Genomic DNA, 26,186 nt, shown 5'->3' on the forward strand with positions numbered 1-26,186 from the left:
TAATCACCGGACTGGATAGCACCGCCTCGGCGTTTTCGTGCCGAGGCGGTGACGTCGCCGGATGGAGAAAGGGAGAAGCCTTATGCAGAGCGCCACGCAAGCCCGCTCGAAACTGCCCGACGTGGGTACGACGATTTTTACCGTGATCGGCCAGCTGGCCGCGGAGCACGACGCGCTGAATCTGTCGCAAGGCGCGCCGAATTTCGCGCCGGACGCGAAGCTGGTCGACGGTGTCGCGCGAGCCATGCGCGCAGGTCATAACCAGTACGCGCCGATGGCCGGCATCATGGCGCTGCGCGAAGCGCTGGCCGACAAGGTCGAAACGCTGTACGGCGTGCGCTACGACCCGGCGAGCGAAGTCACGGTGATCGCGAGCGCGAGCGAAGGCCTGTATTCGACGATCAGCGCGCTCGTGCATCCGGGCGACGAGGTGATCTACTTCGAACCTTCGTTCGACAGCTACGGTCCGATCGTGCGTCTGCAAGGTGCGACGCCGGTGGCCATCAAGCTCTCTCTGGATGGTTTCCGCGTGAACTGGGACGAGGTCGCCGCCGCGATCACGCCGAAGACCCGCATGATCATCGTCAACACGCCGCACAATCCGACCGCGACCGTGTTCGGCGAGGAAGACATCGCGCGCCTGAAAGCGGTGACGCGCGACACCGGCATCGTGATCCTCGCCGACGAGGTCTATGAGCACGTCGTGTTCGACGGCGCGAAACATCAGAGCATGGCGTGTCATGCCGAACTCGCGGAACGCAGCGTGATCGTGTCGTCGTTCGGCAAGTCGTATCACGTGACCGGCTGGCGCATCGGTTACTGCCTCGCGCCCGCCGCGCTGATGGACGAGATTCGCAAGGTTCACCAGTTCATGGTGTTCTCCGCCGACACGCCGATGCAGTACGCGTTCGTCGATGCATTGGCGCAGCCCGACAGCTATCTTGGCCTGTCCGCGTTCTACCAGAAGAAGCGCGACCTGCTCGCGGATGCGCTGCGCGACTCGCGGTTCGAATTACTGCCGAGCGAAGGCAGCTTCTTCATGCTCGCCCGCTTTCGCGGCTTCTCCGACGAGAGCGACAGCGACTTCGTGTTGCGTCTGATTCGCGACGCGCGGGTCGCGACGATTCCGCTGTCGGCGTTCTATACCGACGGCACCGACTCCGGTCTGATCCGCCTGAGCTTTTCCAAGGACGACGCGACCTTGATCGAAGGCGCGCGGCGTTTGTGCGAAATCTGATTGCTCGCTGTTCTCATTGCTGACCGTTGATTGTGGCTTGCGCGTACAACGACGGCTTTTTTGACCACAGTAAGATCGTGGCGCCTTCGCGTGGCAGCGTGTCGCGCAAAGGCGCCAAAAACAGAATCGAAGCAGAACCGTAGAGAAGGGGACCTGTTATGAAATTGCTCAAGCCGCTCGTGGCATTGGCCTGCGCATTCGCGTCGCTCGCGGCGTCGTCCGCCGTCAGTGCAGCCGACACGTCCACGTTGCGCTTCGGACTCGAAGCGCAGTATCCGCCGTTCGAATCGAAGGGGCCCAACGGCGAGTTGCAGGGGCTGGATGTCGACGTCGGCAATGCGGTGTGCGCCGCCGCGCACATGACCTGCAAGTGGGTCGAGACCTCGTTCGACGGTTTGATTCCCGCGCTGCAAGGCCGCAAGTTCGACGCGATCAATTCGGCGATGAACGCCACCGAGCAACGCCGCCAGGCGATCGATTTCACCAGCGTCGTGTATCGCGTGCCGACGCAGTTGATCGCGAAACGCGACAGTGGTCTGCTGCCGACGCCCGCCTCGTTGAAGGGTAAGCGGGTCGGCGTGCTGCAGGCGTCGATTCAGGAAACCTTCGCGAAGACGCATTGGGAACCGGCCGGCGTGACGGTCGTGCCGTATCAGGATCAGAACCAGGTCTACACCGATCTCGTCGCCGGGCGGCTGGACGCGACGCTCGTACTCGCGCCCGCCGGGCAAACGGGTTTTCTGTCGAAGCCGAACGGCAAGGACTATGCATTCGTCGGTCAGCCCGTGCGGGACGACAAGATTCTCGGCAGCGGCATCGCATATGGAATTCGCAAGGGCGATACCGCGCTGCGCAACCAGTTGAACGCAGCGATCGCGAAAGTGCAGGCCGATGGCACGGTGAAGACGCTGGCAGCGAAATATCTCGGCGATATCGATGTGAGCGCGAAGTAAGAAGCCGGCGGCCAAAGCGCCGCGGTCTGCGCGCTCGCAACGGTGTCGACAAAGGCCACTTGCAGCGAACGAATTGCTGTCGACAAAGGCGAGCGAACCCGCCGCGCTCGCCGCGTCCGTTGACCTATTCCGCATGGACGCTGCCGAAATGTTGCTGTAAAGTGGTCCGCCTCCAGGCCCACCGCGCGGCATGCGCTGCCACCTCAAACAGCCGTCTATGGATGATTTGCTGCCCTACTACGAGCGGGAGCTGACGCTGCTTCGACAGACCGCGCGGGCGTTCGCCGAACGCTATCCGAAGGTCGCGAGCCGCATGCTGCTGACGAGCGGGGCCGACGGCGGCAGCGAAGATCCATCCATCGAGCGTCTGTTCGAATCGTTCGCGTTGATTGGCGCGCGGGCGTCGCAGAACATCGAGAACGACTATCCCGAGTTCACCACGGGGTTCATCGAGGCGCTGTATCCGCACTATCTGCGGCCGTTTCCATCGTGTTCGATCGCGTGCTTCGAAGTGGACAGCAGCCGGGCCGCGCAGATGTCCACGTCTGTCGTGATTCCACGCGGCACCCAGCTGTACAGTCCGCCGGTTCGCGGCGCCAAGGTGTTTTTCCGCACCGCGTTCGACGTCACGCTGTCGCCGCTGCAGGTGAGCGGTGCGCGCTTTCATGCGATTGCGCAGGCGCCGCGTTCGTTCCGTTTGCCCGCCAATGCCGGCGCGCAGATTTCGATCACGTTCGCGATCCAGTCGGCGCACGCGTCGATCGCCGATCTGAAGCTCGAGACGATCCGTCTTTACGCGCGCGGCGAGCCGCTCTTCAGCGCGGCGCTGCGCGACGCGTTGTCGATCCACACGCTGGCCGCGTACGTCGAACCGGCGTACACGGGCCGCTGGATCGCGCTGGATCGCGTGCCGCTCGCCGCGGTCGGCATGACGCGCGACGAAAGCCTGATGCCTTACCCCGAAGCCGTCGACGCGGCCTATCCGCTGCTGACGGAATACTTCGCCTTCCCCGAGAAATTCGGTTTCTTCGATTGCGATCTGCGCCAGGCCGGCCGTCTGGGTGGGCGCGAGTTCACGCTGCATCTGCTGCTGAAAGACATTCCGGTCGAGTCCGACGCCGCGCGCCTGCTGGAGTCGCTGGGCCCGCAGCATCTCGTGTCGGGCTGCACGCCCGTCGTCAATCTGTTCGACACGCAGGGCAAGCTCGGCAAGCGGCTGAGCGTGTCGTCGATCGGCGACGCCTATCCGCTTCTCGCGGACGAGCAGAATGCGCACGCCTACGAGGTGTATTCGGTCGATGCGGTTTCGCAGGTGACGGAGACGCCGCAAGGCGAAAAGTTGACGACGTATCCCGCGCTGCACTCGCTCAGCCACGACAAACGCGCGACGCTCTACTGGCGCACGCATCGCGACCCGCTGGTCGCGCGCAGCCAACCGGGGCACGAAGTCGCGCTCGGTTTCGTCGATGAGCGGATCGAATCGGTGACGCCGCCGAACGCGCTGGATTTCAAACTCACCTGCACGAACCGCGACTTGCCGGAGCAACTCGCTCACGGCTCGCCGGCCGGCGATCTGCTGATCGAGGGCGGCACGCTGGCCCGGCGTATCACGCTGCTGCATCGGCCTACCCGATCGCTGTACTTCCGTCACGATCGCGGCGTGCTGTGGCGGTTGATTTCGCAACTGTCGTTCAATCCGCTGCTGTTGAACGCGGGCCCCGCGCCGATTCGCGATCTGTTGCGTCTGCACGATCTGGCGGGCACGCCGGTGTCGGCGCGACAGGTGGAGGGCGTGGTCGATGTGACCGAGCAGGCGGTGACGGCGTGGGTGCCGGACAAACCCTTCGCGAGGGTGGTGCGGGGCATCGAAATACGCGTGACGGTCCACCCGAATCACTTCGTGGGGACCGGCCTGAATGTGTTCGCGCAACTGCTCGATTCGCTGTTGAGCCTGCATATCGCGCGCAGCGGTTTCACCCAGCTGGTCTTGCTGTCGAGCAGTGACGGCGCGGAATTGTTGCGTTGTCCGCGCCGCTCGGGGCGCGGACATCTGCTTTAAATCTGCCTGACCCAGACGCGTTACGTCCGACCGCTTTACGTCCGACCGCTTTACGTCCGACCGCTTTACGTCCGACGCCTACGCGGACAACGCGACAGCCTGCTCTACCGGCGGCAGACTGACGAGCATCACGCCGCGCGCATTGGCATCGGCAGTGGTGACGGCGAACGTGGGTTGCTGTTCCGCGAGACTGTGCGCGCCGGCCACCGCGACCGCGCTTAACGCCAGCACCGCGTTGCTCTCGCCGTTGGCGAAGCCGAGGTGCAGGCCGTGCGCTGCCGTTTCCGAAGTTGCCGCCGTCTCCGTCCCGCTGTCTCCGTCCGGCCATTTCGCTTCGACCACGCTCGTCACTTCCGCACGACGGCTGATGCGTTGATCCGCGTCGCTGACCAGCGCACAGGACGCGATCTCCAGTCCCGGCACGGCCGCTTGCGTGGCTTGCGCGCACGCCGCGTCGAGCAGGCGCGTAACGGTGTCGCCGCGTTGCTGCGCGGTCTGCTCGATCGGCCCCGCGAGCGGTGCGCTGACGAGGCGGTGAATGTGCGCGACCGGCACCATGCCCGCGGCGGCCGGATGCGCGAGCAGCAGCGCGCACGCGCCTTCGCCGAGGACGTGGCCGTCGGGATGCTTTTGCTCGTAGAGCTGGCCGAGGTTGTCGAGCGTGTCGACGGTTTGCTGGCCGAGCGACGAGTCCAGCGCGAGCACGACGTGCCGCGTGGTGACGGGTTGCTGACGAAGCGCGACGCTCAGTTCGTCCAGCACCGTCAACGCCTGCACGGGATCGGCCACGCTGACCGGGGGCATGCGTTCCATGCGCGGCATCCAGCGTTCGCGCGCGATGTGCGCGTCGAGCCATGCCGCGAGCGTCGGCGCGACAGGCTGCCAGCGTTTGGGGATCAGCAGATGCAGCCGGAACGATAGAGCGTCGCGGGCGTCGCGGGCGCCGCTCGCGTTGTGAGCCGGCGCGTCGTCGTCTGCATCGCCGAGCTGGACCGCCTGGCGCTCCATCAACTCGTCGAGCGTGTCGGCGGCGAGCAGCAGTGCGCGGCGGTGTTCGTCCTGCAGCGCGTGCGTCGAGCCATCCGGCAGCAGGTCGTCGTCGAACCGGCCGGGCGCGAGCGCGGCGACGCCGCCGGCAAAGACCTTCACGCCGTCCTGACGCGCCAGTTCGTCGTGCAAGCCGATCACGCCGGCCGCGCGCGCGGCGTCGGCGACTTCGTCGGGCGTGATGCCGGCGGGCAGCCGCAGGCTGCTGTCGAGCAGTGCCGTGGTCCAGTGCTGCATCGCGACTTCGTTCGCGGATACGCCGGCCGGCGCGCCGGCGGTTTGCGCGGCCGCGGCCGGACGTGGACTCGCCGGCGCCGACAGCGCACGGCGCGCGGCGATGACCCCGGCGGCCAGCAGCGCCGGCAACGCGAGCCCATACAGCAGCAGGTCGCGCCCGGTGGGCACGTGGTATGTCGTCTTCCAGTACAGCACCGCGACGACCCACACCGCGAGGAAAACGGCGACGACCGACGCGACGGTGCGCCACATCGAACGCGGGCGCGGACTTTCTCCGGTGGCGACGCTGGCCATGCTCATGCGCCGCCGGTGGTCGTCTGGCTGGCGATCAGCGTCGCGCCGCAGGCGGTTTTATAACCGTCGCGCGCCACGGCTTCGTTTTCGACAATGGCCGTATCGTCGCCGTCGGTAATGTGATTGGGGCCGTGAATCGGGCAACTCACCTTGTCATTGCGGCGAGCGATATTCTTGCCGGCGATTTTGGCGTTCACTGCCGCGCTCGTCACCGTGCCGCCGTGACTATGTTTGTCGCCGAGGACAATGAATGGACGTGCCATGCGCTGGTTTCCCCTTTTGTTCTATCCGTTCAACCGCCGGATATTGGATTGGCTGGATTGGCGGCGCACCGCCGGTCGAATGACTGCGATCGATTGACTGAAACGGGTCGCCCTGATTTTACTTGCTAATGCCGATGGAAGGCGATATTCCAATCGCGCCGCGGCATTCGTGCATTTAACAATTCGGTCAATGAGCGGGTGGACAAGCCATCGTCATTCTTCTGCGCGCTCTATCGCACCGGTATTGCCGCGCCAATCCCGGTAAGTCCCTCCAAACTGAAGTTTTCTTATAGCGTAAATATCCGTGGCTCATTTAAAATACCGCACCGAAAACGGGGGCGCAGGGCATTCCGAAGTTCATGAATAATTCGTGAGCGTGGCCAGAAACGGCCGAAAGCGGCCTGAAGCGGTCATATTGGCCGACTAACGGAATCCTGTTTTCTCGATGCGGCAATATGTACTTAAAAAGTGGTCGTCACTGAGAGCGGGGCCTTCATGAGCGTTATTGCGCAATACACGTCTTTGTTTGGCACATTTAATCGCCTGTATTCGCTCGAAGGAGCCGGTCCGCTATCGGCCATGCAGATAGAACGCTGGTCCGGGCGTGAAGCGCTTTGCAATAACTATCAATGGGATATCCACGCATTGGCGACCAGTCCGGCATTGGATCTGGAAGCCATGCTCGGGCAGCGCGCCACGATTCGCATGGCGCTTGGCGACGGCACATCCGTCACGCGCAGCGGGCTCGTGGCGGAAGCCGAATGCGTCGGCTATGACGCCGGCCTCGCCCGCTATCACCTGCAACTGGTGCCCTGGCTCGCCGCGTTGACGCAGGGCCGCGACGAGCGCACGTTCGTCAACCGGTCGGTGGCCGAGATACTGGAGCAGGTGTTTGCCGATTACAGCGCGATCGCGCGCTGGCGTTTCACCACGGACGCGAACCAGCGCATCGAGGCGCTGGGCGCGCGCGACTACGTGGTCCAGTACCGCACGCACAGTCACTACGATTTCGTTCGCCATCTGCTGGCGTCGGCGGGCCTCGGCTTTTGCTTCGTCGAGGACACGGATGCGCCTTCCGGTCACACGCTGCTGATTTTCGACGACAGCACGCAGCTTCCCGAGGACGATACTTCCGCGCGGCTCGGCGGTGTGCCGCAGCGCCTGAGCGACATGACGACCGCGGCGGACGACATGATCCTCGGCATCGGCCAGTCGCTTTCGTTGACCGCCGACCGCGTCACGCTGCTGAGCAGCGACTATCGCAGCAACCAGTCCACCACGGCGGCGGCGAGCCTCGGCAATCCGTCCGGCAGCCGCGAGCTGTACGACGATGTCGGACCGGAAGCCTTCGCGAGTCTGCGCGAGGCCGAGACCATCGCGCGCCGGCAGGCCGACGCGATCGTCTCGGCGGCGCGTTTCTGGACCGGTTTCAGCACGTTGCGCACGGCTGCGTCAGGCCGCGCATGGCGGCCGACCCAGGCGCCATGGGCCCAAGCCCAGGCGGGCGGCGGTGCGCAGGCGCCCGACGCGTTCCTGCTGAGCGCGGTGCAGCACGTCGGCGTAAACAATCTGCCGCAGACGGCCATGGCGGCGGTCGCGCAGAATCTCGGCGCGCTGCCGGACGCGGATCTCGATCCCCGCGTGCTCAAGCAGGCGCAGACCGGCGGCTACGCGAACCGCTTCGAGGCGGTGCCGCGCTCGCAGGTCTGGCGTCCCACGCTGGAAGACGGCACGGGGCAGCGTCTGAATCCGGTGGCCACGGCGCTCGGCGCGCAGTCCGCGATCGTGGCCGGTCCGCAGGGCGAGTCGTCGCCGGGCGCGACCGGGCCGGTGCATATGGATTCCCAGGGGCGTTTGCGCGTGCGCTTCCACTGGCAGGCCGACAACGACAGCGGCACCTATCCGACTCGCGCGATGCAGCGGCTCGCCAGCGACGGCCACGGCCTGCAGCAGATGCAGCGCATCGGCCAGGAAGTGCTGGTGCAGTTCGATCACGGGCTGATCGATCGGCCCATCATTCTCGGCGGCCTGTTCAACGGACGCGGCGAGGGCGGCGAAGCACCGACGCCCGGCGGCGAGGCGGGGCAGCCGCTCGACGAATCGGTCTACCGTCAGGCGAGCGATCAGATGGCGAGCGCGCAAGGCAATCTCGCGGGCGGCAACGCGCCGGCCTGGCACGGCGCGGGCGCCGGCGCGAGCCGGCACAACCACGCCGGCGCGCTGTCCGGTTTCAAAAGCCAGGGCTTCGACGGGCAAAGCAGCAACCAGCTCGTGGCGGACGACAGCGACGGCATGGGCCGTCTGCAAATGAGTACGACGCACGCGTCGACCCAACTGAATCTCGGACATCTGCGCTATCAGGCCGACAACTACCTCGGCAGTTTTCGCGGACAGGGCGTCGAGTTGCGCTCCGACGCGTATGGCGCCGTGCGCGGCGAACGCGGCGTGCTGATCAGCAGCTATGCGTCGAACGCCGGTCAGCCGGCGGGCGACATTCCCGCCATGCGCTCGCTGCTCGCGCAGCACAACAAACTGGCCCAGCAACTCGATCAGAGCGCCGACACGCATCTGACGCTACCGCTCGCATCGCAACGCGGCGCGACGAGCGCAGGGCAGTCCACCATCAACAGCCAGGCCGCGCCGCTCGACGCACTCGCGCAGAGTTTCGGCACCACGGTCGGCGCGGGCGGTTTCGCGCAAAGCGTGACCGATGCGTCGAGCCGTTCGACGGACAAGGCCTTGCCACATACCGGCGACGCGGTGCTCGGCATCGAAGCGCGCGGCGGCCAGGGTGTGCTCGCTGGCCAGGCGCTGCAGTGGACGGCCGGTGAAACCTTGAGCGTCGGCAGCGGGCGCGATCTCAACCTCGCGGTGAACCAGGCGCTGCGCGTGCACAGCGGCCAGGGGATCGGCTGGCTCGCGGGCGGCAATACATCGAACGGCGGCGGTCTTAGCGTGATCGCCGGCAAGGACAACCTCGATCTGCAAGCGCAGCACGACACGCTGGCGCTGCGTGCGCGCGACGAATTGAAGGTCGCGTCCATCGGCGCGGATGTCGAACTGAGCGCGCAAAAGACCGTGCATCTGGCGGTGAGCGGCGGCGCGCATCTGACCATCGAAGGCGGCAACGTCACGTTCGGCTGTCCGGGCGCGTTGACGATCCACGCGGCCCAGCATTCGTTCGACGGACCGGCGCAACTGGATACGCAAATGCCGTATTTCCCCGAGAAGGTGTGTGTGGAGTGTCTGCTGCACGCCATGCAGTCGGGCAGTGCACTGGCCGCGAAGGCAGCGTGATGACGACGGACGCTTCCAACTGGATCGACACCTATCCGTCCGATGCGTTGCCGCGTCTGCGGCGCGTGCTCGACCGGCCGGCCGACGAAACCGCGCGCCATTGGTACGCGCTGCTCGACATGGGTTTCTCGCGCGTGCTGCGTGAGCATCTGCACGAGCTGTATCCGGATGGTGCCGTCGTCGTGCTGTACGAAGGGCTGTACGACGGCGAAGACTTGCTGCCCATTTCGCCGTGCCTCGTGCCGCTGCCCGCCGACGCGGAGCGGCGCGCGGCCGTGTGCGATGGCTTGCTGCGCCACACCGATGGCCGCCCGATGCTGAGCCTGTTGCATACCGCGTACGAGGCGGACGCGTTGGCGGCCCATCTGCGTCGCCAGTTCGAGGCGCGCGCCAGCGACGACGAAGCGTTTCTCGTGCGCTACGCCGATACGCGCTGCCTGCCGTCATGGGCCGACGTACTGAACGAAACGCAGCGCGCGCGGTTTTTCGCGGGGCTCGACAGCTGGTGGTATTTCGATCGCGCGGCGGTGCTGACGCCGCTGCGATTCGACGCGCAAGCCGAACGCATCGACCGCGACATCGAAGTGAAATCACCAACAGACGACCCGTATCGCCTCGACCCGCAACAAATGGCTGCGCTGCGGCGGGCCGCGAAGATCGACACGTTGATTTTCCATATCCGCCAACGTCCGGAGAGTTTCGGACAGTTGCAGGCGAGCCCGTCGCAGGTGCATGCGGCCGTCAGCGCGGTGTGGACCGATGAGCCGGCTTCACCGGGCGCGGCGGCGCGCGCGGCGCTCGACGCGCTCGCGAACGCCGGCATGCTGGTGCCGCTCGACACGCGCGGCGAGCTGACCGTCGCCTGAGTACCGATCAAAGGATGAAGTGATGAACCGTAGTGTCGTATCGATGAAAAGTGTCTGGCATGGGGTCGTTTTCATGGCGTTGCTGCTGGGCGTCGTCGCTTGCTCGCCGGCACAGGATGGCGCGTCGAAGCAGCCCGTGGACGAAACGCTGAGCCTGAAACTGAACTCGCTGAATTACACGGATGTGCCCATCGGCATTTTCTATGTCGACGGAACGTGGGGCGGTACGTCGCCGAGCCGGCTCGGTAGCGGTGGGGGCAGCATTCTCTGCTGCGTTTCGTTGCCGGCCAAATGGCATCCTGGCCTGACGGTCAACCTCTCGTGGCAGGACGACCTCCTCTACAAGAAAGACGAAAACGCGATGGCGCATCGCGTCGTGCCGGTGGAGAAGTACGACTTCTCTTCGGACGGGTACTTGTGGGTGCTGTTTTTTCCGGACGACAAGATCAAGGTCTATGCCTCGCCGTGGATGCCTGGCGGCGCCGGTTTTCCGGAGGGGTTGCAAGCGCCGGATGAAGCGTGCCCGGTCAACTTCAAACTGCGCAACAGTGATCCGCGCTGTCCGAAGCCCGACCCGAGGATAAAGCCATGAGTTTTCGTTTTGCCACAGCGGAGCGGCCCGATGTTAGCGTGGCCGTTTTCCTGGCGTTGCTGTTGGGCGTCGTAGCCTGTTCGCCTGCACGGGCTGACGTGTCGAAGCGTCCCGTGGACGAATCGCTGAGCCTGAAACTGAACTCGCTGAATTACACCGATGTGCCCATCGGTATTTTCTATGTCGACGGAACGTCGGGCGGTACGTCGCCGAGCCGGCTCGGTAGCGGTGGGGGCGCCATTCTTTGCTGCGTTTCGTTGCCAAAGAAATGGCATCCCGGCCTGACGGTCAACGTCTCGTGGCAGGACGACATCCTCTACAAGAAAGATGAAAACGCGATGGCACATCGCGTCGTGCCGGTGGAGAAATACGACTACTTCTCCGACGGATTCCTCTGGGTGCTGTTCTTTCCCGACGACAAGATCAAGGTCTACGCGTCGCAGTGGATGCCGGGTTTCCCGGGTTTTCCGGAAGGCCTGCAAGCCCCGGACGAAGCCTGTCCAGTCAATTTCAAACTGCTTAACCGTGATCCGCGTTGTCCGAAGCCCGACCCGAGGATAAAGCCATGAGTTTTCGTTTTGCCGCGGCAGAGCGGCCCGATGTTAGCGTGGTCACGCCTGACGAACAGGCGGCGATTCTGCACAGACTGGCCGAGGACGACGGACTGAGTTGCTGCAAGACCCTGCACATCGGTCTTTTCTTCGACGGTACGCGCAACAACGCCGAACGGGACGCGCCGTCAAAGAAGCACAGCAATGTCGCGCGGCTTCGTGATGTTTTTGCTGTGGATAAATATCACCGCGTTATTTACGTCGCAGGCGTCGGTACGCCGTTCGTGGATGAGGTCGGCGATTACGGGTCGGGTTTGCAAGCCGCGGCAGGAGCGGCCGCTGGTTGGGCAGGGGAAGGACGCATCAACTGGGCGCTGTTGCAGATTCACAACCTGCTGCACGAATACGTTCACGATATTTCGCTGAGCGTCGCGGCTGGGAAGAAAGACAAAGACCTCGTGAAATCCATGAGCGCCGACATGAATTTCAAGGGCATCTACAGCGGCGGCACGCCGCCCCAACCCGGCAGTCTCGGCGACATCAAGGCGCGTTCCAGCGCCGGCGCCGGCGCGCTCAAACTGATGGCCGCCGAAAAAATCGGCGTCGAGCTGGAATGGAGCGTGGACTCCATCTGGGCGCAGTTGAAAGGCCAGTTCAGCACGAACTGGGTGGCCGCGATGCACGCCTGGGACATGAAACGCCGTCAGATCCTGAACGAGCGCCGCGACGATTTAAAGAAACGTATCGGCGCGCAACTCGCGCAGGCCAAGCCGAAACTGCAACGCATCCGCCTGTCGGTGTTCGGTTTTTCGCGCGGCTCGGCCGAAGCGCGCACTTTCAGCAACTGGCTCGTCGATGCACTGGACGCGAACGGCGGCGGATCGGACGCGCCCTTCAGCCTGGCCGGCGTGCCGGTGTCGTTCGATTTTCTCGGCATCTTCGATACCGTGGCCTCCGTGGGCATCGCGCAGGGTACCGCCGCGACGGCATTCGACGGTCACGGCGGCTGGGGCCGCAAGGAACTGATGGCGGTGCCCAGCTATGTGCGCCGTTGCGTGCATATGGTGGCCGCGCATGAGCCACGCGGCTCGTTCCCGCTCGATCTGATCGACCGCCAGACGGCCGGACGCGAAGAGGTCGTTTATCCGGGCGTGCACTCGGATGTGGGCGGCGGCTACGGCGCGGGCGAACAAGGCAAGGGCAAGGACGACGCCGACAAGCTCTCGCAGGTTCCCCTACTCGACATGTACCGCGAGGCACGCAAATCCGGCGTGCCGCTCGACATCAAAGGCCCGGGCGTCGCGGCGCGTGCCGCCGACGCGTTCAAGATATCGCCTGGCCTGAAGCAGGCGTTTTCCGCGTACGTGAAGACCAGCGCGAATTACTACTACGCCGCCGAAAACGGCACGCCGGGTCTGATGCGCGCGCACTACGGGCTGTATCTGCGCTGGCGTCGCATGCGGCTTGCCGATCTGAAATCGCAGGCCTGTTTCAAGGCGTCGCTGGCCAGCTATCCGCAGGACGCGACGGATCTCGACAGCGCCAACGTCGAGCTAAAGGCGGAATGGGACGATCTCGCCGACATCGAAAAGAACGGCGGTGGTCCGCCGACCGTCGGCCGTTACGTGCGGCGTTACGCGGACACCTGGGTTCGCGACAATCCGATGAAGGCCGCGAAGTACGCGCCGGCCGTGCTGCCGGCCGCCGCCGCGATCGGCATGTTCGCGGGCTTGCCCGGGCTATACGGCGGCCATGAGGTGGAACTGTTCCTGAACAGACAGCTCGCCGATAAATGGCAGGAGTGGCTCGAAGTCAAATCCGACTGGTACATGGGTCCGCCCGAGGCGCCCATCAGCGCGCTCTACGACAACTACATGCACGATTCGCGCGCCTGGTTCAAACCGTTCGGCGCCGACGACGACGCGTGGAACTACGGCCAGATCCAGGAGATGAAGGACAAACAGGCCGCGTATCAGCGCGATCATGCGGCGTGGCAGGCCAGCACCGGTGGTAGCTCGCCGAGTACCGCGCAGATTCTGCAGGCGGTCGGCGCGGGCGCGATGGGCATGGGACCGGCCGGCATGGCGACGCCGGCCTCCGAGCCCAAGCCGCCGCTCACCGCCGCGCAGACCGATGTGTTGAATCGCTACGACGCAGCGTCGCAGGCCGCGCAGAAGGCGCGCGCGGCGAAAGACCCGTCGGCGCCGAGCGACAGCGCGGTGCTCACCGATCCCGCCGTCACGAAGGGGCTCGCGCTGCAGAACAGCGGTCGCGAGTTCTACTTCCAATGGGGCTATCTGCGTTGGCGCACGGTGTACATCAACGGTGAGCGTTGGGTCGCGCCGCATGTGCCGACCGCGCAGGAGGACTACGAGGCAGCGCGCCAGGCGGCGCAGATGAACCTCGATACCAAGGGCCTTGGAGCGATCTTCCAATGATGCGCGCGTCATTCATCGAGCCGGCAACCGCGACGGCCGCGCGTCGCATCGGGTATGAACACGGGGAACCGACATGGATCTAGCCGCCGCATCGACGGGTGCGTTGAACGCTGCGTTGACGGGCTACGCGCAGACTACCCGCCACATCCAGATCGATACCGCGTTGCCGGGCAAGTTCGCGGTCGAACGCTTTCACGGCCGTGAAGCGCTGAACGAATCGTTCCGCTTCGAGATCGACGTGCTGTCCACCGAGCCGTTTCTCGACCTGACGCCGCTGATCGGCAGCGCCGCGCGTCTGCGTCTCGCGACCGGCGCGGGCGAGCGTTGCTGGAACGGCTACGTCACGCATGCCGCGTATGCGGACACCGACGGCGAAGTCACCCGCTACCGGCTCACGCTGGAATCATGGCTGGCGCTGCTGCACCTGCGGCGCAACTGCCTGTACTTCGTCGACCTCGACACAGAAGGCGTGTGCGAGCGTGTCTTCGGCGACTATCCCGAGGCGCGCCGGCGCTACGAACTCAAGGAGCCGCTGCGCACCTTCGCGCTGCGCGGGCAGTACCGCGAAACGGACTTCGCGTTCGCGATGCGTCAACTGTCGGAAGCGGGCCTGTCGTTTCGTATCGAACATGCGCAGGACGGCGGCAAGACACCGTCGGGCGATCACACGGTGGTGGTGTTCGACCGCCGCGCCGAATTCGCCAAAGGCAGCACCATCGCGTTCAATCAGCAGGACGTGGGCGACCCTGACGGCGTGATGACGCAATTCACCGAACGTCATCAGATCGTGCCCGACCGCGTGGTGGCGACGAGCTGGAAAGCCGGCGAACTGCTTGCGCTCGCGGGGCATGCGCAAGGCCAGCCCGACGACGGCGCGCCGGTCATGCCGGTGCGGGAAATTTTCGACGGTCAGCGCGCGGGCCGCTTCGATACGAGCGATGGCGCGCAGCGCTACGCCGAACAGCGTTTCGATGCGCTGCGTCTGCCGAAACTGACGCACCACGGCGCGGGCTCGTCGCGCACGCTGGAGACCGGCAAGGTGCACACGCTGACCGGCTATCTCGGCAAGACGATCGAGTTCGTGCCGCTGTCGATCGACCACGAAGCCGTCAACAATCTCGGCGCCGACATCGCCGGGTTGCTCGAACGCGGCGAGCTGGAGCAGGGGCATTACCGCAACCGCTTCGTCGCGGTGCCGGCCGGCGTGCCGATCGTGCCGCCGTATCGCGACCGGCCGACCGTGCATGGCGTGCAGACCGCGATCGTGGTCGGCGAGCCGGGCAACCGGGTCAGCAGCACGCGCGATCATCAGGTGCGCATCCAGTTTCCGTGGATGCGCGGCGCCGCGCCGCTGCCCGGCGGTCTCACCGATACCGCGAGCCGGTCGAATCCGGCCGGTCACGCGCCGGGCAATCATCAGTCGGGCGTCGTCGCGCGTCTCGCGGAGCAAACGGCCGGTCCTAACTTCGGACACAGCTTCACGCCGCGCGTCGGCGCGGAAGTGGTGGTGGGGTTCGATTCCGGCAACATCGACATGCCGGTCGTGCTGGGCCAGGTGTATGGCGGGCGCGTTCAGCCGCCGTTCGCGGCGGGCGAAGGCAGCAGCGCGAATCATCCGGGCACGCTGACCGGCATGCAGAGCCAGACGCTCGACGGGCAGTCCGGTAGTCGATGGGTGATGGACGATGCGTCGGGGCAGTCGCGTCACGAGGTGGTCAACGCGGTCGCGAACAGTGGTCTCTCGCAGGGTTATCTGATCGCGCAGCAAGGCGCGGTGCGCGGCGCGTATCGCGGCGAAGGGTTCGAGCTGGCGACGCAGGGCTGGAGCGTGGTGCGCGGCGGCGAGGGTGTGCTGGTATCGAGCACCGCGCGCGCGCAGGCAACGTCGAGTCAGATGGATATCGGCGAAAGCGTCGGGCAGTTGAGGCAGGCGGTCGATACCGCCAAACGGCTCGATGGCTCGGCGACCGGCGCGAAGGCGGGCGGCCTCGCCGGCAACACCGCGCAGGCCGATTTCCTGAAGGCGATCGATCCGCAGCAGGACGGCAAGTACACCAGTGCCGTCAACGGACAGAGCGCAACCCGGCCGACCGCGACGCAGCGCGAGGGCGGCGACCCGGTCGAGCGTTTCGCGACGCCGGCCGTCGTGCTGGAGTCGCCGGAAAGCATTGCGCTGACCACGCCGGCCAGCGCGGTGTCGTATGCGGCGGAGTACACGCATGTGACCGTGCAGGGCGATGCGCATCTGGGTGCCGGCGCGACGGTGGCGGGTGCGTCGAACGACGCGGTGAGTCTGTTCAGCGCGGCGGGCGGCGTGAAGGCGATCGCCAATCAAGGGCCGGTGAGTGTCGAGGCGCACACCGCCGCAATGGACATTCTCGCGGACCAGACCGTGCGGATCGTGTCGACCGAAGACCGGCTCGACGTGCTGGCGCGCGACGCGATCGTGCTGCAGCAGGGACCGAACCGGATCACGCTGAAGGGCGCGGATATCACGGTGGAGACGCCGGGGCAGTTTGTGGTGAAGGCGGGCTCGCATCCGTTCCCGGGGCCGGCGACGACGTCACCCGCACTGCCCGCGTTGCCGGTTTCGCCGCCGCCGGGCGATGCGTGCGATTTTCTGGCGAGTGGATTTGCGGGTGGCGGGGCGTCGGCGTCGTCCACGTCGGCGGCGGCGATGGCCACGGCGTCGAGTTCGACAACCGGGACGGCGGTGGCAACAGCTGCGACAGGCACGGCCGCTGCCGCTGCATCGGCGGGGGCGACCGCTGCGCTGTCATCCGCCGCGCCGCAGGCGTCGGCATTGGCATCGGCCGCTGCATCGGCTGCGGCGCCGGGCACCACGCAGGGCGCCAATCCAGCAGCGCCCGCGGCCGGCGCGTCAGGACCGAAGCCGTATATCCCGATCAGCAGCGAGCTTTCCGGGCCGCCGTCGAAAGTGCCGCCGGCGGCGCCGAGCATCTGCGCGCAGCAGCTGCAGGCGGCGAAGCAGAACGACTACACCGTCAGCATGGGCGCGATCGACTACTACGAGACGGACGCGTCGGGCAACGCGGTGCTGGACAATCAAGGTCAGAAAAGGCTTCTCAACTTCGCCAACTCGAGCGGCACGTTCGACATCGAGTACGCACCGGGCACCACCACGCTGACCGCGACCGTTCTCATCAAGGTCGTGCTGAAGGATCAGTATCTGCTGGATGCCAGCAACCAGCTCGTGCTCGACGCCGCCGGCAAACCCAAGTCGATTCCGTTCAACACCGACGGCCTCGCACCAGGCGTCAAAATTCGCCCGATCAACCGGACCGGCGGCGCGGCCAGCATCGCCGGATTCCAGCGGCGGATCGAGAGCCGTCTGAATCAGGACCACTACTATCTGCGGCCGAAAGCCTGCCCACGCGGCGGCGCCTGCACGTGCAAGGTGAAGGTCGCGATGAAGGTGCAGTTCGTCACCACGGGCCGCTCTCACGCGAGCATCAATCTCTATCCGAGCGCGACCCGGCCGAACTCCGCGAACTGGGGCGAAGTGCAGGTGATGTGGGATTCGAACGTGCAATGGTATGTGCCGATCTCGACGCAGAACGCGATCTCCCACGAAACCGGTCACCTGTTCGCGTGGCCGGACGAATATTTCGTCGGCGCGGGGACGGTCTATAAGGGGTACATCAACGCGCAGAAACTCGTCGACGTGCAGATGGCCGAACTGGTCGACAACTGGCAGCGCACGACCGATACGAATCTGATGGGGCAGGGCATGTACAACGCGAACCCGGCCATCCAGAAGTACTACATGCATGGTTTTCGTGACTGGTTCGAAGGCCGGACCGGCATTCAATGGGACGTGTTGAAATGAAGCGGACAGCGGTAATGGCGTTGGTTTCCGTAGTTCTTTTCGGAGTGACAGACATGGCAAGCGGCAAGAATCCGTCCGACTTTTTCGTCGTTGACGACGGGGCGGGATCGATGGATCGCCAGCCGCCCATGACCATCAAGGTCACGGACGGCGAGATCGCGTACTACGCGCGCGGACGCGACGTCGGCGTGTTCCCGGAGACGACGTACAAGGGCATCGGCAAATACGTGCTGAGCGTCGACAAGGCCGGCGCGCGGCAACAGATCGACGCGTTGAAGACGGCGCTGAGCAGCCGCAGCTTTACCGGGCCACTCACGCGCGGCGGCGCGGTGTTCGACTTTTCGTTCGAGAAGGACGGCCGGCATTACGAGGGCAAATACGATTACCAGCCGGGTGAAGCGTTCAACTCGCGGCTCGATCCGTTCTACGAGATCGCCGACAAGGTGCTGAAGGACGGTCATCCGGACATCAAGCTTCATCCGGTGTTCGCCGCGCATCCGGGCAAGGAGGGATTCGTCGTCGATCTGACGTTCCGCAACGAAGGGCAGGAGGCGGTCAGCATCGCGGGCCCGGATACGTGGACGCCCGATCTCAACCGGCCGGATCTGCGCAACGTGGAGATCGGGGCGATCAACCAGGCCGGCACGTCTTTTCACGTGCGTCTCACGAGCCGCTACCTGAGCGAGGCGTCGCGCGGCTACGCGTCGACGATCGCCGTGAAGCCGGGAGAAGCGGCGACGCTGACCTTCGAGGTTCCCTATTCCGATGTCACCTTCGGCAGCACTTCTTCGTCGCGGCGGATCACCTCGGGCAGCTACCGCTTTACCGGCCGGATGAGTATCGACCTGCTCGCGCCGGCCGAACTGCACGGCAACGTCCGGACTCCGATGAACGACGTGCAGCCGGTCGAGTTGCAGGCGCAGTGATATCTCGCGGCGGTTCGTACCGCCGCAGCGAATTCGAGGCATAGAGACATGGTGACGACTCCGGATATTCGACAGGCACTGTTCGGCGGCTGGTCGCAGCAGAACCGTTTCCTGCGGCTGACGACGTCGCTGGGCAGCGATGCGCTGGTCGCCGAAAGCGTGCAAGGCTGGGAGGCCATCGATCACGGCGGCTTCCGCCTGCAGGTGACCGCGCTGTCCGAGCGTCCCGATCTGCCGCTCGCGCAGGCGCTCGGCACGCCGGCGCTGATCGAGTGGCAAGCGGCAGAAGGCGGCGATGCGCGCCGGCCGCTGCATGGTCATGTCGTGTCGGCCGAACTCGTCGGCTATAACGGCGGGCTCGCGCGCTACCGGTTCGTGGTCGAGCCGTGGCTCGCGCTGCTGCGTCAACGGGTGGACAGCTACAACTACCAGGACGCGAGCGTCATCGACATCAGCGAGCAGATTTTCGGTTATCACACGCGCGGCGCGGTGACGCCCGCGTGGCGCTGGGCGCTCGGCGACCGCGCGAAATATCGCAAGCGCAGCTTGAGCGCGCAGGCCGGCGAGTCCGATTTCGATTTCCTCGCGCGTCTGTGGGCCGAAGAAGGTCTCTTCTACTGGTTCGAACATACGGGCGATGCCGGGTCGGCTAGCTTCGGCACGCACACGCTCGTGCTCGCCGATTCGAATCAACGCTTCACGCCCGACACGCCCGAGGTGATCGGTTTTCACCAGACCAGCGACGGCGATCCGCAAGGCAGCGTGCAGCACTTCATGCCGGCGCAGCGCTGGCGGATCGGTAGCGTGGTGCGCGCGAGCTGGGATCACCGCAGCCTGTCGACGCGACCCACCGGCGCGCGGGCGAGCGGCGCGGTGGTGCCCGGCGTCGATCGGGACGTCGCGGGTCCGTACGCGTTCCAGACGGGACCGGCGGGCGATCAGCGCGCGCAGCAGCAACTGGACGCCCAGCGGGTCGCGGCGACGCGCAGCGCGGGCGCGAGCACGCGCCGCGACATGCGGCCGGGTTTGCGCTTCGCGCTCAGCCAGCATCCGACGCTCGGCGCATCGGATGCGTTCGTGTGTCTGCGCGTCGAACATGAAGCGCGCGCCAATGTCGATGCCGCTGTGCACAGCGCAATCGCGCGCCAGGTCGGTGCGATTCCGCGCATGCTCGACGTGCAGGCGGACGGCCCGTCCGCCATCGGCGCGCTTGTCGGCGGCTCGCCGGCCGACGGCAACGCGCCGGTCTATCGCAACCACTTCTCCGCGCTGCCGGTCACGCAAACCTATCGCCCGCTCGCGGATGGCGGTCATGGCGCGCGCTCGCATCCCGTGGCCATCGTGCCGGGTGCGCAGACGGCGATCACCGTGGGCAGCGGCAATCCGGTTCATACCGACCGCGATCACCGGATCCGGGTCCAGCATCACGCGCAGCGCGGACAGAATGCCGCCAGCCGCGAAGATCATCCGCACGCGTCCAATGCGCCGGCGGATCAGGGCGCGGGTACGTGGACGCGGGTGATGACGCCGGTCGGCGGCGACAACTGGGGTGGCGTGAGCATTCCGCGCGTCGGCCAGGAGGTGTGGACCGAATGGCTGGAGGGACAGCCCGATCGTCCGGTGGCGGTGGCGGCGCTTTATAACGGTCAAGGCAACGAGGACGCGCAGCACAACGGCCAGGCCGGCGGCCCGAGCGGCAGCACCGGCAACGCGGCGGCCTGGTTCGCCGGCAATGGGCATCCGGCCGCGTTGACCGGCTTCAAGACCCAGGACCTCGGGCAAAGCCAGCAAGGCACGGGCGGCTACCGGCAGTTCATGCTCGACGATACGGCGGGACAGTCCGCCGCGCATCTGTACACGACGGACCGCAACAGCGGCTTGACGCTCGGCCACATCAAGCAGATTCAGGACAACCAGCGACAGGCCGATCGCGGCTACGGCGCGGAGTTGAGGACCGATGGGTCGAGCGCGCTGCGCGGCGGTTCGGGCATGTTGATCAGTTCCGCGCCCGGCGTCGGCCAGATGGATGCGGGTGGACCGGCTCAGGCGCTCGCGCAGAGTCAGCAGACGTTGAAGAACCTCGCCGATACGGCGCAGAAGCATGGCGCGGAGTTTGGGGCGGCGGCATCGGCCGCGCCGGCGGGTGGTGCGTCTTCAGGCGTTGCGGCTAGCAGTGCCGCATCCGCTGCGCCGGCCGCCGGCGCCGGTGCTGGCGCCGCGCAGGCCTCACCGCTGGCCGCGCTCGCCGGCATTCAGGCCAGCCACGACGCGCTCGGCGCGGTGCGCCAAAGCAGCGACGCCAACGAAGGCGGCGGCAGCGGCAGCGCGGTCGCGTGGAGCCGTCCGCATCTCGTCGCGCACGGCGAGCAGGGTCTGGCCGCGATTTCCGCGAAGAGTCACGTGTGGGTCTCGGGGAAGGAAACGGTATTGAGCGCCGGTCAGGATCTGCAACTGATCGCCGCGGGCAAGACGAGCGTCGTCGCCAACAAGGGCATCGCGCTCTACACGCAGGGACAAGCGGGCAAGGGCCGTCCGGTGTCCGGGCAGGGCATCGCGTTGCATGCCGCCAGCGGCGCGGTCAGCGTGCAGGCGCAGAACGGCGGCACGCTCGCCGCGTCGGCGCAGAAAGCCGTGACGCTGGCCAGTGCGCAGGCGGCGGTCAACGTGCAGGCGCCGAAGCGCGTGCTGCTCAACGCGGCCAAGGCCTATCTGAAGATGGAAGGCAACGGCATCGAGATCGGCGCGCCCGGCACCGTCGAGTTTCATGCGGCGAGCCATAGCCTGACCGGACCGCAAAGCGCGAGTGCGCAAGCCGACATGGCGCGTAGCCAACCCAAGCTGTGCGAATACACCGCGCGCGGCGCGGACGCGATCGGCGCCGGCACCATGAGCGGGGCCTGAGATGCCGGTATCCGCTGTGCTGGACGAGACGACGTTCCGGTCGTATCCGTACGCGCTGATCAATCCGCTTCAGGTGGACGACACCGAGTGGCGCGACTTGCGTTCGGAGCCGATCGTGCCGCCGCGCTTCAAGGACCAGGCCGAACTGTTTCCGCGTCTCGTCGAGCTGTACGACATGGACGAACGCGGCCGCGACGATCTACTGGCGCGCGCCCGTCGATGGGAAGCGGAATGCGGCACGCCGTATTTCTGCAGCCTGCTGCACTCGCAGGCCGAACCCGCGCGAGTGCGCGAGCACCTCGCCAGGCAGATGGTGCAGTACCACCACGCGCGCCGCGATTACGACGTGGTTCGGCTGCACGATCCGCGCGTGCTGTGGCATTTGAACTGGCTGCTCGGCGCGTCGCAGTGGGCGAGCCTGCTCGGGCCCGTGCAGCGTTGGGCGTGGCCGACCGCCGACGGCGCGTGGCAGTCCCGCGAACAGACCGCCGCGGCACACAGCCCGCGCGATGCACAGGAACCGCAAGAACCGCACGATGGGCACGCGCGCCTGCTCCTCGCGCCGAAGCAATGGGACACGCTGCTCCGGCTTGGCGACATCAACGAGACCTTGAAGCACTTGCGGCGGCGCGCGCCGCAGGTGCCGGTCGATGCGGCGCTTGCCCGGCGCATCGATGCATCGATCGAGATAGCGTGGACGCAGCATCGCCTGGCCGACGCCAGCGATCGTCAGCTCTACGCGGAGCAGGCCGTGCGTTTTCATGCCGACATCCATGCGCATCCCGAACTGCTGGCCTGTCTGGCTCGCGCGCAGGCGGGCGAACTCAGCTACGTGGGCGCTTGCCGTCATCTGAACGAGGCGGCCATGCAACGTTTAAGCCGTGAACTAGATCAATCGAAGGAACGCATATGACTGCCGCCGCCAATCCGCCGGTTCAAAGCTGCCCGTTCTGCGACCGCAGCGGCCTGCCGATTCTGCCGCTGCGTTACGCGGTGGCGCGCACCGATCTCGGCGGCAAGGCGCCGGACATCGTCGCGCCGTTCGACGCGGGCAGCGTCAATTTGCCCAAGGACAGCGCCAAGCACACGCTGCGGATTCTGCGCCCCGGCTATCTGTACGTGTTCGACGAGGTGCGAGGCGAGTGGGGCGGCTACGTGGTCAACAAGCGGGGGCTGCTCTACCACTTCGACGTGCACGCGAAGACGCCGCCGCAAGTGCCGGACAAGGCCTTCAACGATGCCTGCGTGCGCAAGGCCGACCCGTATCTGGCGCGCTGCATCACGGTGAAGGACGCCGCGCACGCGGGCAAGATCTGGCTGGCGTTCTCCGACGTGATGTGGACGGAGAACGTCCTCGCCGCGCATTCGGAGGCGGCTTACCGGAAGCGCCACATGCGCTGCATCGACATGGCCGACGTGCGTGCGCGCAAGGCCGCCGCGCACATGGATTCGTTCGATCGATTGAAGAACGTCGCCGAGTTCAGCAAGGTGCTCAAACCCGACACGAGCGCGACGCAGACGCACGATGCGCTGACGAAACAGGCCGCGGCGCTCGAACAGCAACTCAAGCAGATGCAGCAGGCGCGCGCGGCGCATCCGCTGACCGGCGCGGCGGCCAGCGCCGCGCAGAAGCAGGAAGCGCAGACGCAGGCGCAACTCGCGTCGGTCAAGCAAAGTCTGGCGGGGACGTGGCTGCCGGAAATCACCGTCGTATCGGACCGTGCGATCGGGTTTTCGCAGCAGCCGCTCAATATCCTCGGCGATCAGACCCAGGGGCTCACGGACTGGGGCAAGCAGGTCGCGAAACCGTACGAAGCCGTGATGGTGGCCGTGCCCGATCCCGCCGGCGTGGCCGCCGAACTCGCGCTGCTGATGCGCATGCGGATGCAGGCTTTCATGCGCGACGAACGCAGCGACAAGGACCGGCCGCGCAAGACCGCGCTCTCGGGCGTGATCGAACAGATTCGCGACGCGATCCGGACGCAGGCGGAACAGGATTTCATCAATGGCCGCGAAGAACAGGCGCAGCGCGACGAGAACGGCTACGTGATGTCGGGCGGCATGATGGCGATGCCGGTGGCCGGCAATGCGTCGCTCGCGGCGCTGGACCGCGCCATTACCGCGGACCAGCTACGCAAGGCCGGCGACGACGAGTGGAAGAAATACGACGAGCTGTATTCCGAGCCGCAGCGCGTGGCGTGGCAGAACAGCTTCAACACCGCGTTGCAATCCTTCGATCAGAACGTGCTCGGTCCGCTCGCGGTGGCCCATCGGGATCTGCTGAAGGGCGACAGCTTCTACAACTATTTCGACTGCAATTTCGACAGTCAGGTGGTGCAGAGCGGGATCGTCTACACGATGGTGTTCGGGCAATGCATCGCCGGCACGCAGGACAAAAGTTGTAGCGCGGATCTGTACAACCAGTGGCTCCAGGGCGACCTGACCGACAAGCGCAATATCCTGCTGCGTGCGCTGTGCGCGCATCAGGATACGCAGGCGAAGGCGATCCAGAGCGCGGTGCAGAGCAGCGTCGCGTGGGCGGAGTTGCCGTGGGACAAGCTGATGGGCATCGGCAAGGCGACCTTCGATCAGTTGCTCGAAGCGCAGCGGGATGAAATCGGCCGGCTTGCGACGCTGGTGGCCGGCGCCATCACCGCGACCTTGAAGAAGGTCGGCGAGAGCAAGCAGATTTATGCCGGGCTCGTCGCGCTTGGCGTGGCCGCGCAGCGGCCCTACGTGCTGGTCACGATCGAGGGCGGCAAGAAGGCGTTCCGCGCGTCGCTGATCAGGAACATGCTCAAGCTGAGCGGCAAGGCCAAATCGATTCCGCAGAACAAGATGGAGAAGGCAGTCGCCGACGAACTGCGGCGCCAGGAGATCTGCGGCGTCGATACCAAGGGCAACGACAAGAAAACCTGGCTCCTGATGATCGACCCCGACGAGGTCGGCAAGATGCCGAAGAATCTGAGCGTCGACGATCAGGCCAAATGGCTCGCGAAATCCATCCGCACGCCGCAGCAGGTCGACGATCTCAATCTCGCGGACTATCGCGAGTCGGTGGTGCGCGGCAGCGAGCGCATCAAGGTCAATCTGCCGTTCACCTTCGCCGTGCTCGCGCTGCTCGCGAACGGCTGGGCCATGCACTCCATCATGCAGGGCGAACAGGATGCGCTCGCGGTTCACCAGAGCGAGATGCGTCGCCGGGTCTATACGCAGGGGCTGGCGATCTTCGGCGCGATCGCGGATGCGATCGAGGGCGGCCTCACGCGACTGTCGGTTGCCGGGGTGCGCATGGGCCAGGCGGCGCTGGAAACCGGCATCAAGATATTCGGCGTCGTGGGACGCGCGGTCGGCGTGATCGCGGGCATCATGATGGCCGCGTGGGACGGCTGGCGCGCGTACGAAGAGTCCAAGGCCGGCCACACCGCGGCGGCCGGCGCGTACGCGGCGTCCGCATTGCTGGGCGCGGCGGCGACGGTGCTGCTGTTCATCGGCTGGACGGGTTGGGGCTTGCTGGTGGTCGGTTTGATGGTGGCGTGGGCCTTCGTGATGACGCTGCTCGTCAATAACAAGGTGCAGGACTGGATCGAATTGACGTACTGGGGGAAAAGCAAGGACACGCAGGCCAAGTACAAGACCTCGGAAATCGAAATGCAGCAACTCGAAGTGGCAACCAAAGGCTGAACGATGGAATACACCGGGCTCATCAACAAGTACAAAGTCAATCGTCCGCTGACGGACGAAGAGCGCCGCAACCGGCTCGATCCGGCGAAACGGCTGGAGGTCGAGCCGAACTACTACAGCGCGACGATCAGGATGAACAGCCGCTATCTGGAAGTCGCGGACAAGTACTACGGCTGGAAAGGCGCGTTGACCTTCGTGACGGTGGCCTTGCTGCTCGTCGGTGTGTTCACCACGTGGGTGTCGGCCACCATTTTTCTCGGCGGCTTCGCGGAGAACGTCGACGACCGGACGACCCATCTGGTTTTCGGCGGCGTGCCGTTGCTGATGGGCATCGCGCTGGTCTGCGCGCTGCTCTGGCTGCTCGCGCGGGAATGCTTCCGCCTGACGCACTATCCGATTCGCCTGCAGCGCGATCAGCGGATGGTGCATGTGTTCCGGCTGGATGGAACGGTGCTTTCGGTGCCGTGGGACAAGGTGTTCTTCACGCTGGGCCGCGGCAATCGCGCGTTCGGCATTCAAACCTGGGACGTGCGCGGCCATGTGCTGGCCGACGATCGCGTGACCGTCGTCGAGTCGTTCGCTTTCGCGCTGTCGTGGCCGGAAATCGCGGGGCTTCACCGGTACTGGGAATATGTCCGGCGTTACATGGAGGACGGGCCGGGCGCGATCGTGCCTTATACGCTCGCGTACCTGCCCATCGCCGAGCGGCGGGAAAGCTGGGCGTTCGGCTTGATGCGGCTCGCGTTGAATCTGCCGGGCCTCACCTTCGTGCAGGTGATCATGGCGCCGGCCTTCCTGCTGTTCTCGTTCGGCCGATGGCTGGCGATGCGAACCTGCCGGATTCCGGTCTGGCCAGCGCATATCGAAGCCGCGTGCGCCATCGACGCAGGCGATCCGTTCGCCAAAGATGCGCGCTCGAATCCTTCCCAACTGTGGAAGGTGATGTGATTTTGATTTGACCGGACAGCCGGTGGCTTGCGAAACGCCGGCG

At 65.7% G+C, this 26,186-nt stretch carries 16 protein-coding genes; 14 read left to right on the plus strand and 2 right to left on the minus strand.

All coding sequences use genetic code 11. The annotated features are described in order from the left end of the window. Nucleotides 1-82: 82 nt before the first annotated feature. From LFL96_RS00190 to tssF, 3 genes are all read left to right on the plus strand, one after another. The gene (locus LFL96_RS00190; protein ID WP_280996919.1) at nt 83-1,237 is read left to right on the plus strand and encodes a pyridoxal phosphate-dependent aminotransferase; all 1,155 of its coding nucleotides are present in this window, start codon (nt 83-85) and stop codon (nt 1,235-1,237) included. A 158-nt stretch (nt 1,238-1,395) separates the two neighbouring features. Further along, the gene (locus LFL96_RS00195; protein ID WP_280996920.1) at nt 1,396-2,190 is read left to right on the plus strand and encodes an ABC transporter substrate-binding protein; all 795 of its coding nucleotides are present in this window, start codon (nt 1,396-1,398) and stop codon (nt 2,188-2,190) included. A gap of 217 nt (nt 2,191-2,407) precedes the next feature. Continuing rightward, a complete protein-coding gene (gene tssF / locus LFL96_RS00200) occupies nt 2,408-4,249 on the plus strand; it encodes a type VI secretion system baseplate subunit TssF (protein ID WP_280996921.1) in 1,842 nt (613 codons plus the stop codon). 78 nt (nt 4,250-4,327) lie between these two features. On the opposite strand, the gene LFL96_RS00205 is transcribed toward tssF, so the two are convergent. Beyond that, on the minus strand, nt 4,328-5,833 hold the full coding sequence (locus LFL96_RS00205) for a hypothetical protein (RefSeq protein ID WP_280996922.1): 1,506 nt from the start codon (nt 5,831-5,833) through the stop codon (nt 4,328-4,330). Beyond that, nucleotides 5,830-6,090: a PAAR domain-containing protein gene (locus LFL96_RS00210; RefSeq protein WP_280996923.1), complete on the minus strand. Its 261-nt coding sequence runs from the start codon at nt 6,088-6,090 to the stop codon at nt 5,830-5,832. Before LFL96_RS00210 ends, LFL96_RS00205 begins: the two co-directional genes overlap by 4 nt. A 495-nt stretch (nt 6,091-6,585) precedes the next feature. Between LFL96_RS00210 and LFL96_RS00215 the strand changes: the two genes are divergently transcribed. The 11 genes from LFL96_RS00215 (at nt 6,586) to LFL96_RS00265 (ending at nt 26,143) form a co-directional block, all read left to right on the plus strand. Then, the gene (locus LFL96_RS00215; RefSeq protein WP_280996924.1) at nt 6,586-9,387 is read left to right on the plus strand and encodes a type VI secretion system Vgr family protein; all 2,802 of its coding nucleotides are present in this window, start codon (nt 6,586-6,588) and stop codon (nt 9,385-9,387) included. Continuing rightward, the gene (locus LFL96_RS00220; RefSeq protein WP_280996925.1) at nt 9,387-10,253 is read left to right on the plus strand and encodes a DUF4123 domain-containing protein; all 867 of its coding nucleotides are present in this window, start codon (nt 9,387-9,389) and stop codon (nt 10,251-10,253) included. Before LFL96_RS00215 ends, LFL96_RS00220 begins: the two co-directional genes overlap by 1 nt. Before the next feature lie 73 nt (nt 10,254-10,326). Next, nucleotides 10,327-10,845: a DUF3304 domain-containing protein gene (locus LFL96_RS00225; protein WP_280996926.1), complete on the plus strand. Its 519-nt coding sequence runs from the start codon at nt 10,327-10,329 to the stop codon at nt 10,843-10,845. Beyond that, nucleotides 10,842-11,414: a DUF3304 domain-containing protein gene (locus LFL96_RS00230; RefSeq protein WP_280996927.1), complete on the plus strand. Its 573-nt coding sequence runs from the start codon at nt 10,842-10,844 to the stop codon at nt 11,412-11,414. Before LFL96_RS00225 ends, LFL96_RS00230 begins: the two co-directional genes overlap by 4 nt. Beyond that, nucleotides 11,411-13,834 (plus strand): DUF2235 domain-containing protein, encoded by a 2,424-nt coding sequence (locus tag LFL96_RS00235; protein ID WP_280996928.1) that lies wholly within the window; start codon nt 11,411-11,413, stop codon nt 13,832-13,834. The genes LFL96_RS00230 and LFL96_RS00235 overlap by 4 nt, the downstream gene beginning before the upstream one ends. Nucleotides 13,835-13,907: 73 nt before the next feature. Further along, the gene (gene vgrG / locus LFL96_RS00240; RefSeq protein ID WP_280996929.1) at nt 13,908-17,684 is read left to right on the plus strand and encodes a type VI secretion system tip protein VgrG; all 3,777 of its coding nucleotides are present in this window, start codon (nt 13,908-13,910) and stop codon (nt 17,682-17,684) included. 53 nt (nt 17,685-17,737) lie between these two features. Next, nucleotides 17,738-18,610, plus strand: a complete 873-nt coding sequence (locus tag LFL96_RS00245) for a hypothetical protein (protein ID WP_280996930.1) — start codon at nt 17,738-17,740, stop codon at nt 18,608-18,610. A 48-nt stretch (nt 18,611-18,658) separates the two neighbouring features. Next, nucleotides 18,659-21,511 carry a type VI secretion system Vgr family protein gene (gene tssI / locus LFL96_RS00250; RefSeq protein WP_280996931.1) on the plus strand — a complete coding sequence of 951 codons (2,853 nt, stop codon included), beginning with the start codon at nt 18,659-18,661 and terminating at the stop codon, nt 21,509-21,511. 1 nt (nt 21,512) lies between these two features. Continuing rightward, nucleotides 21,513-22,424 carry a DUF4123 domain-containing protein gene (locus tag LFL96_RS00255; protein ID WP_280996932.1) on the plus strand — a complete coding sequence of 304 codons (912 nt, stop codon included), beginning with the start codon at nt 21,513-21,515 and terminating at the stop codon, nt 22,422-22,424. Next, nucleotides 22,421-25,195, plus strand: a complete 2,775-nt coding sequence (locus LFL96_RS00260) for a T6SS effector BTH_I2691 family protein (RefSeq protein WP_280996933.1) — start codon at nt 22,421-22,423, stop codon at nt 25,193-25,195. Before LFL96_RS00255 ends, LFL96_RS00260 begins: the two co-directional genes overlap by 4 nt. Nucleotides 25,196-25,198: 3 nt before the next feature. After that, nucleotides 25,199-26,143: a DUF6708 domain-containing protein gene (locus LFL96_RS00265; protein WP_280996934.1), complete on the plus strand. Its 945-nt coding sequence runs from the start codon at nt 25,199-25,201 to the stop codon at nt 26,141-26,143. Nucleotides 26,144-26,186 lie beyond the last annotated feature (43 nt).

This window comes from Paraburkholderia sp. D15 (assembly GCF_029910215.1).
In the GTDB taxonomy this organism is placed as follows: domain Bacteria; phylum Pseudomonadota; class Gammaproteobacteria; order Burkholderiales; family Burkholderiaceae; genus Paraburkholderia.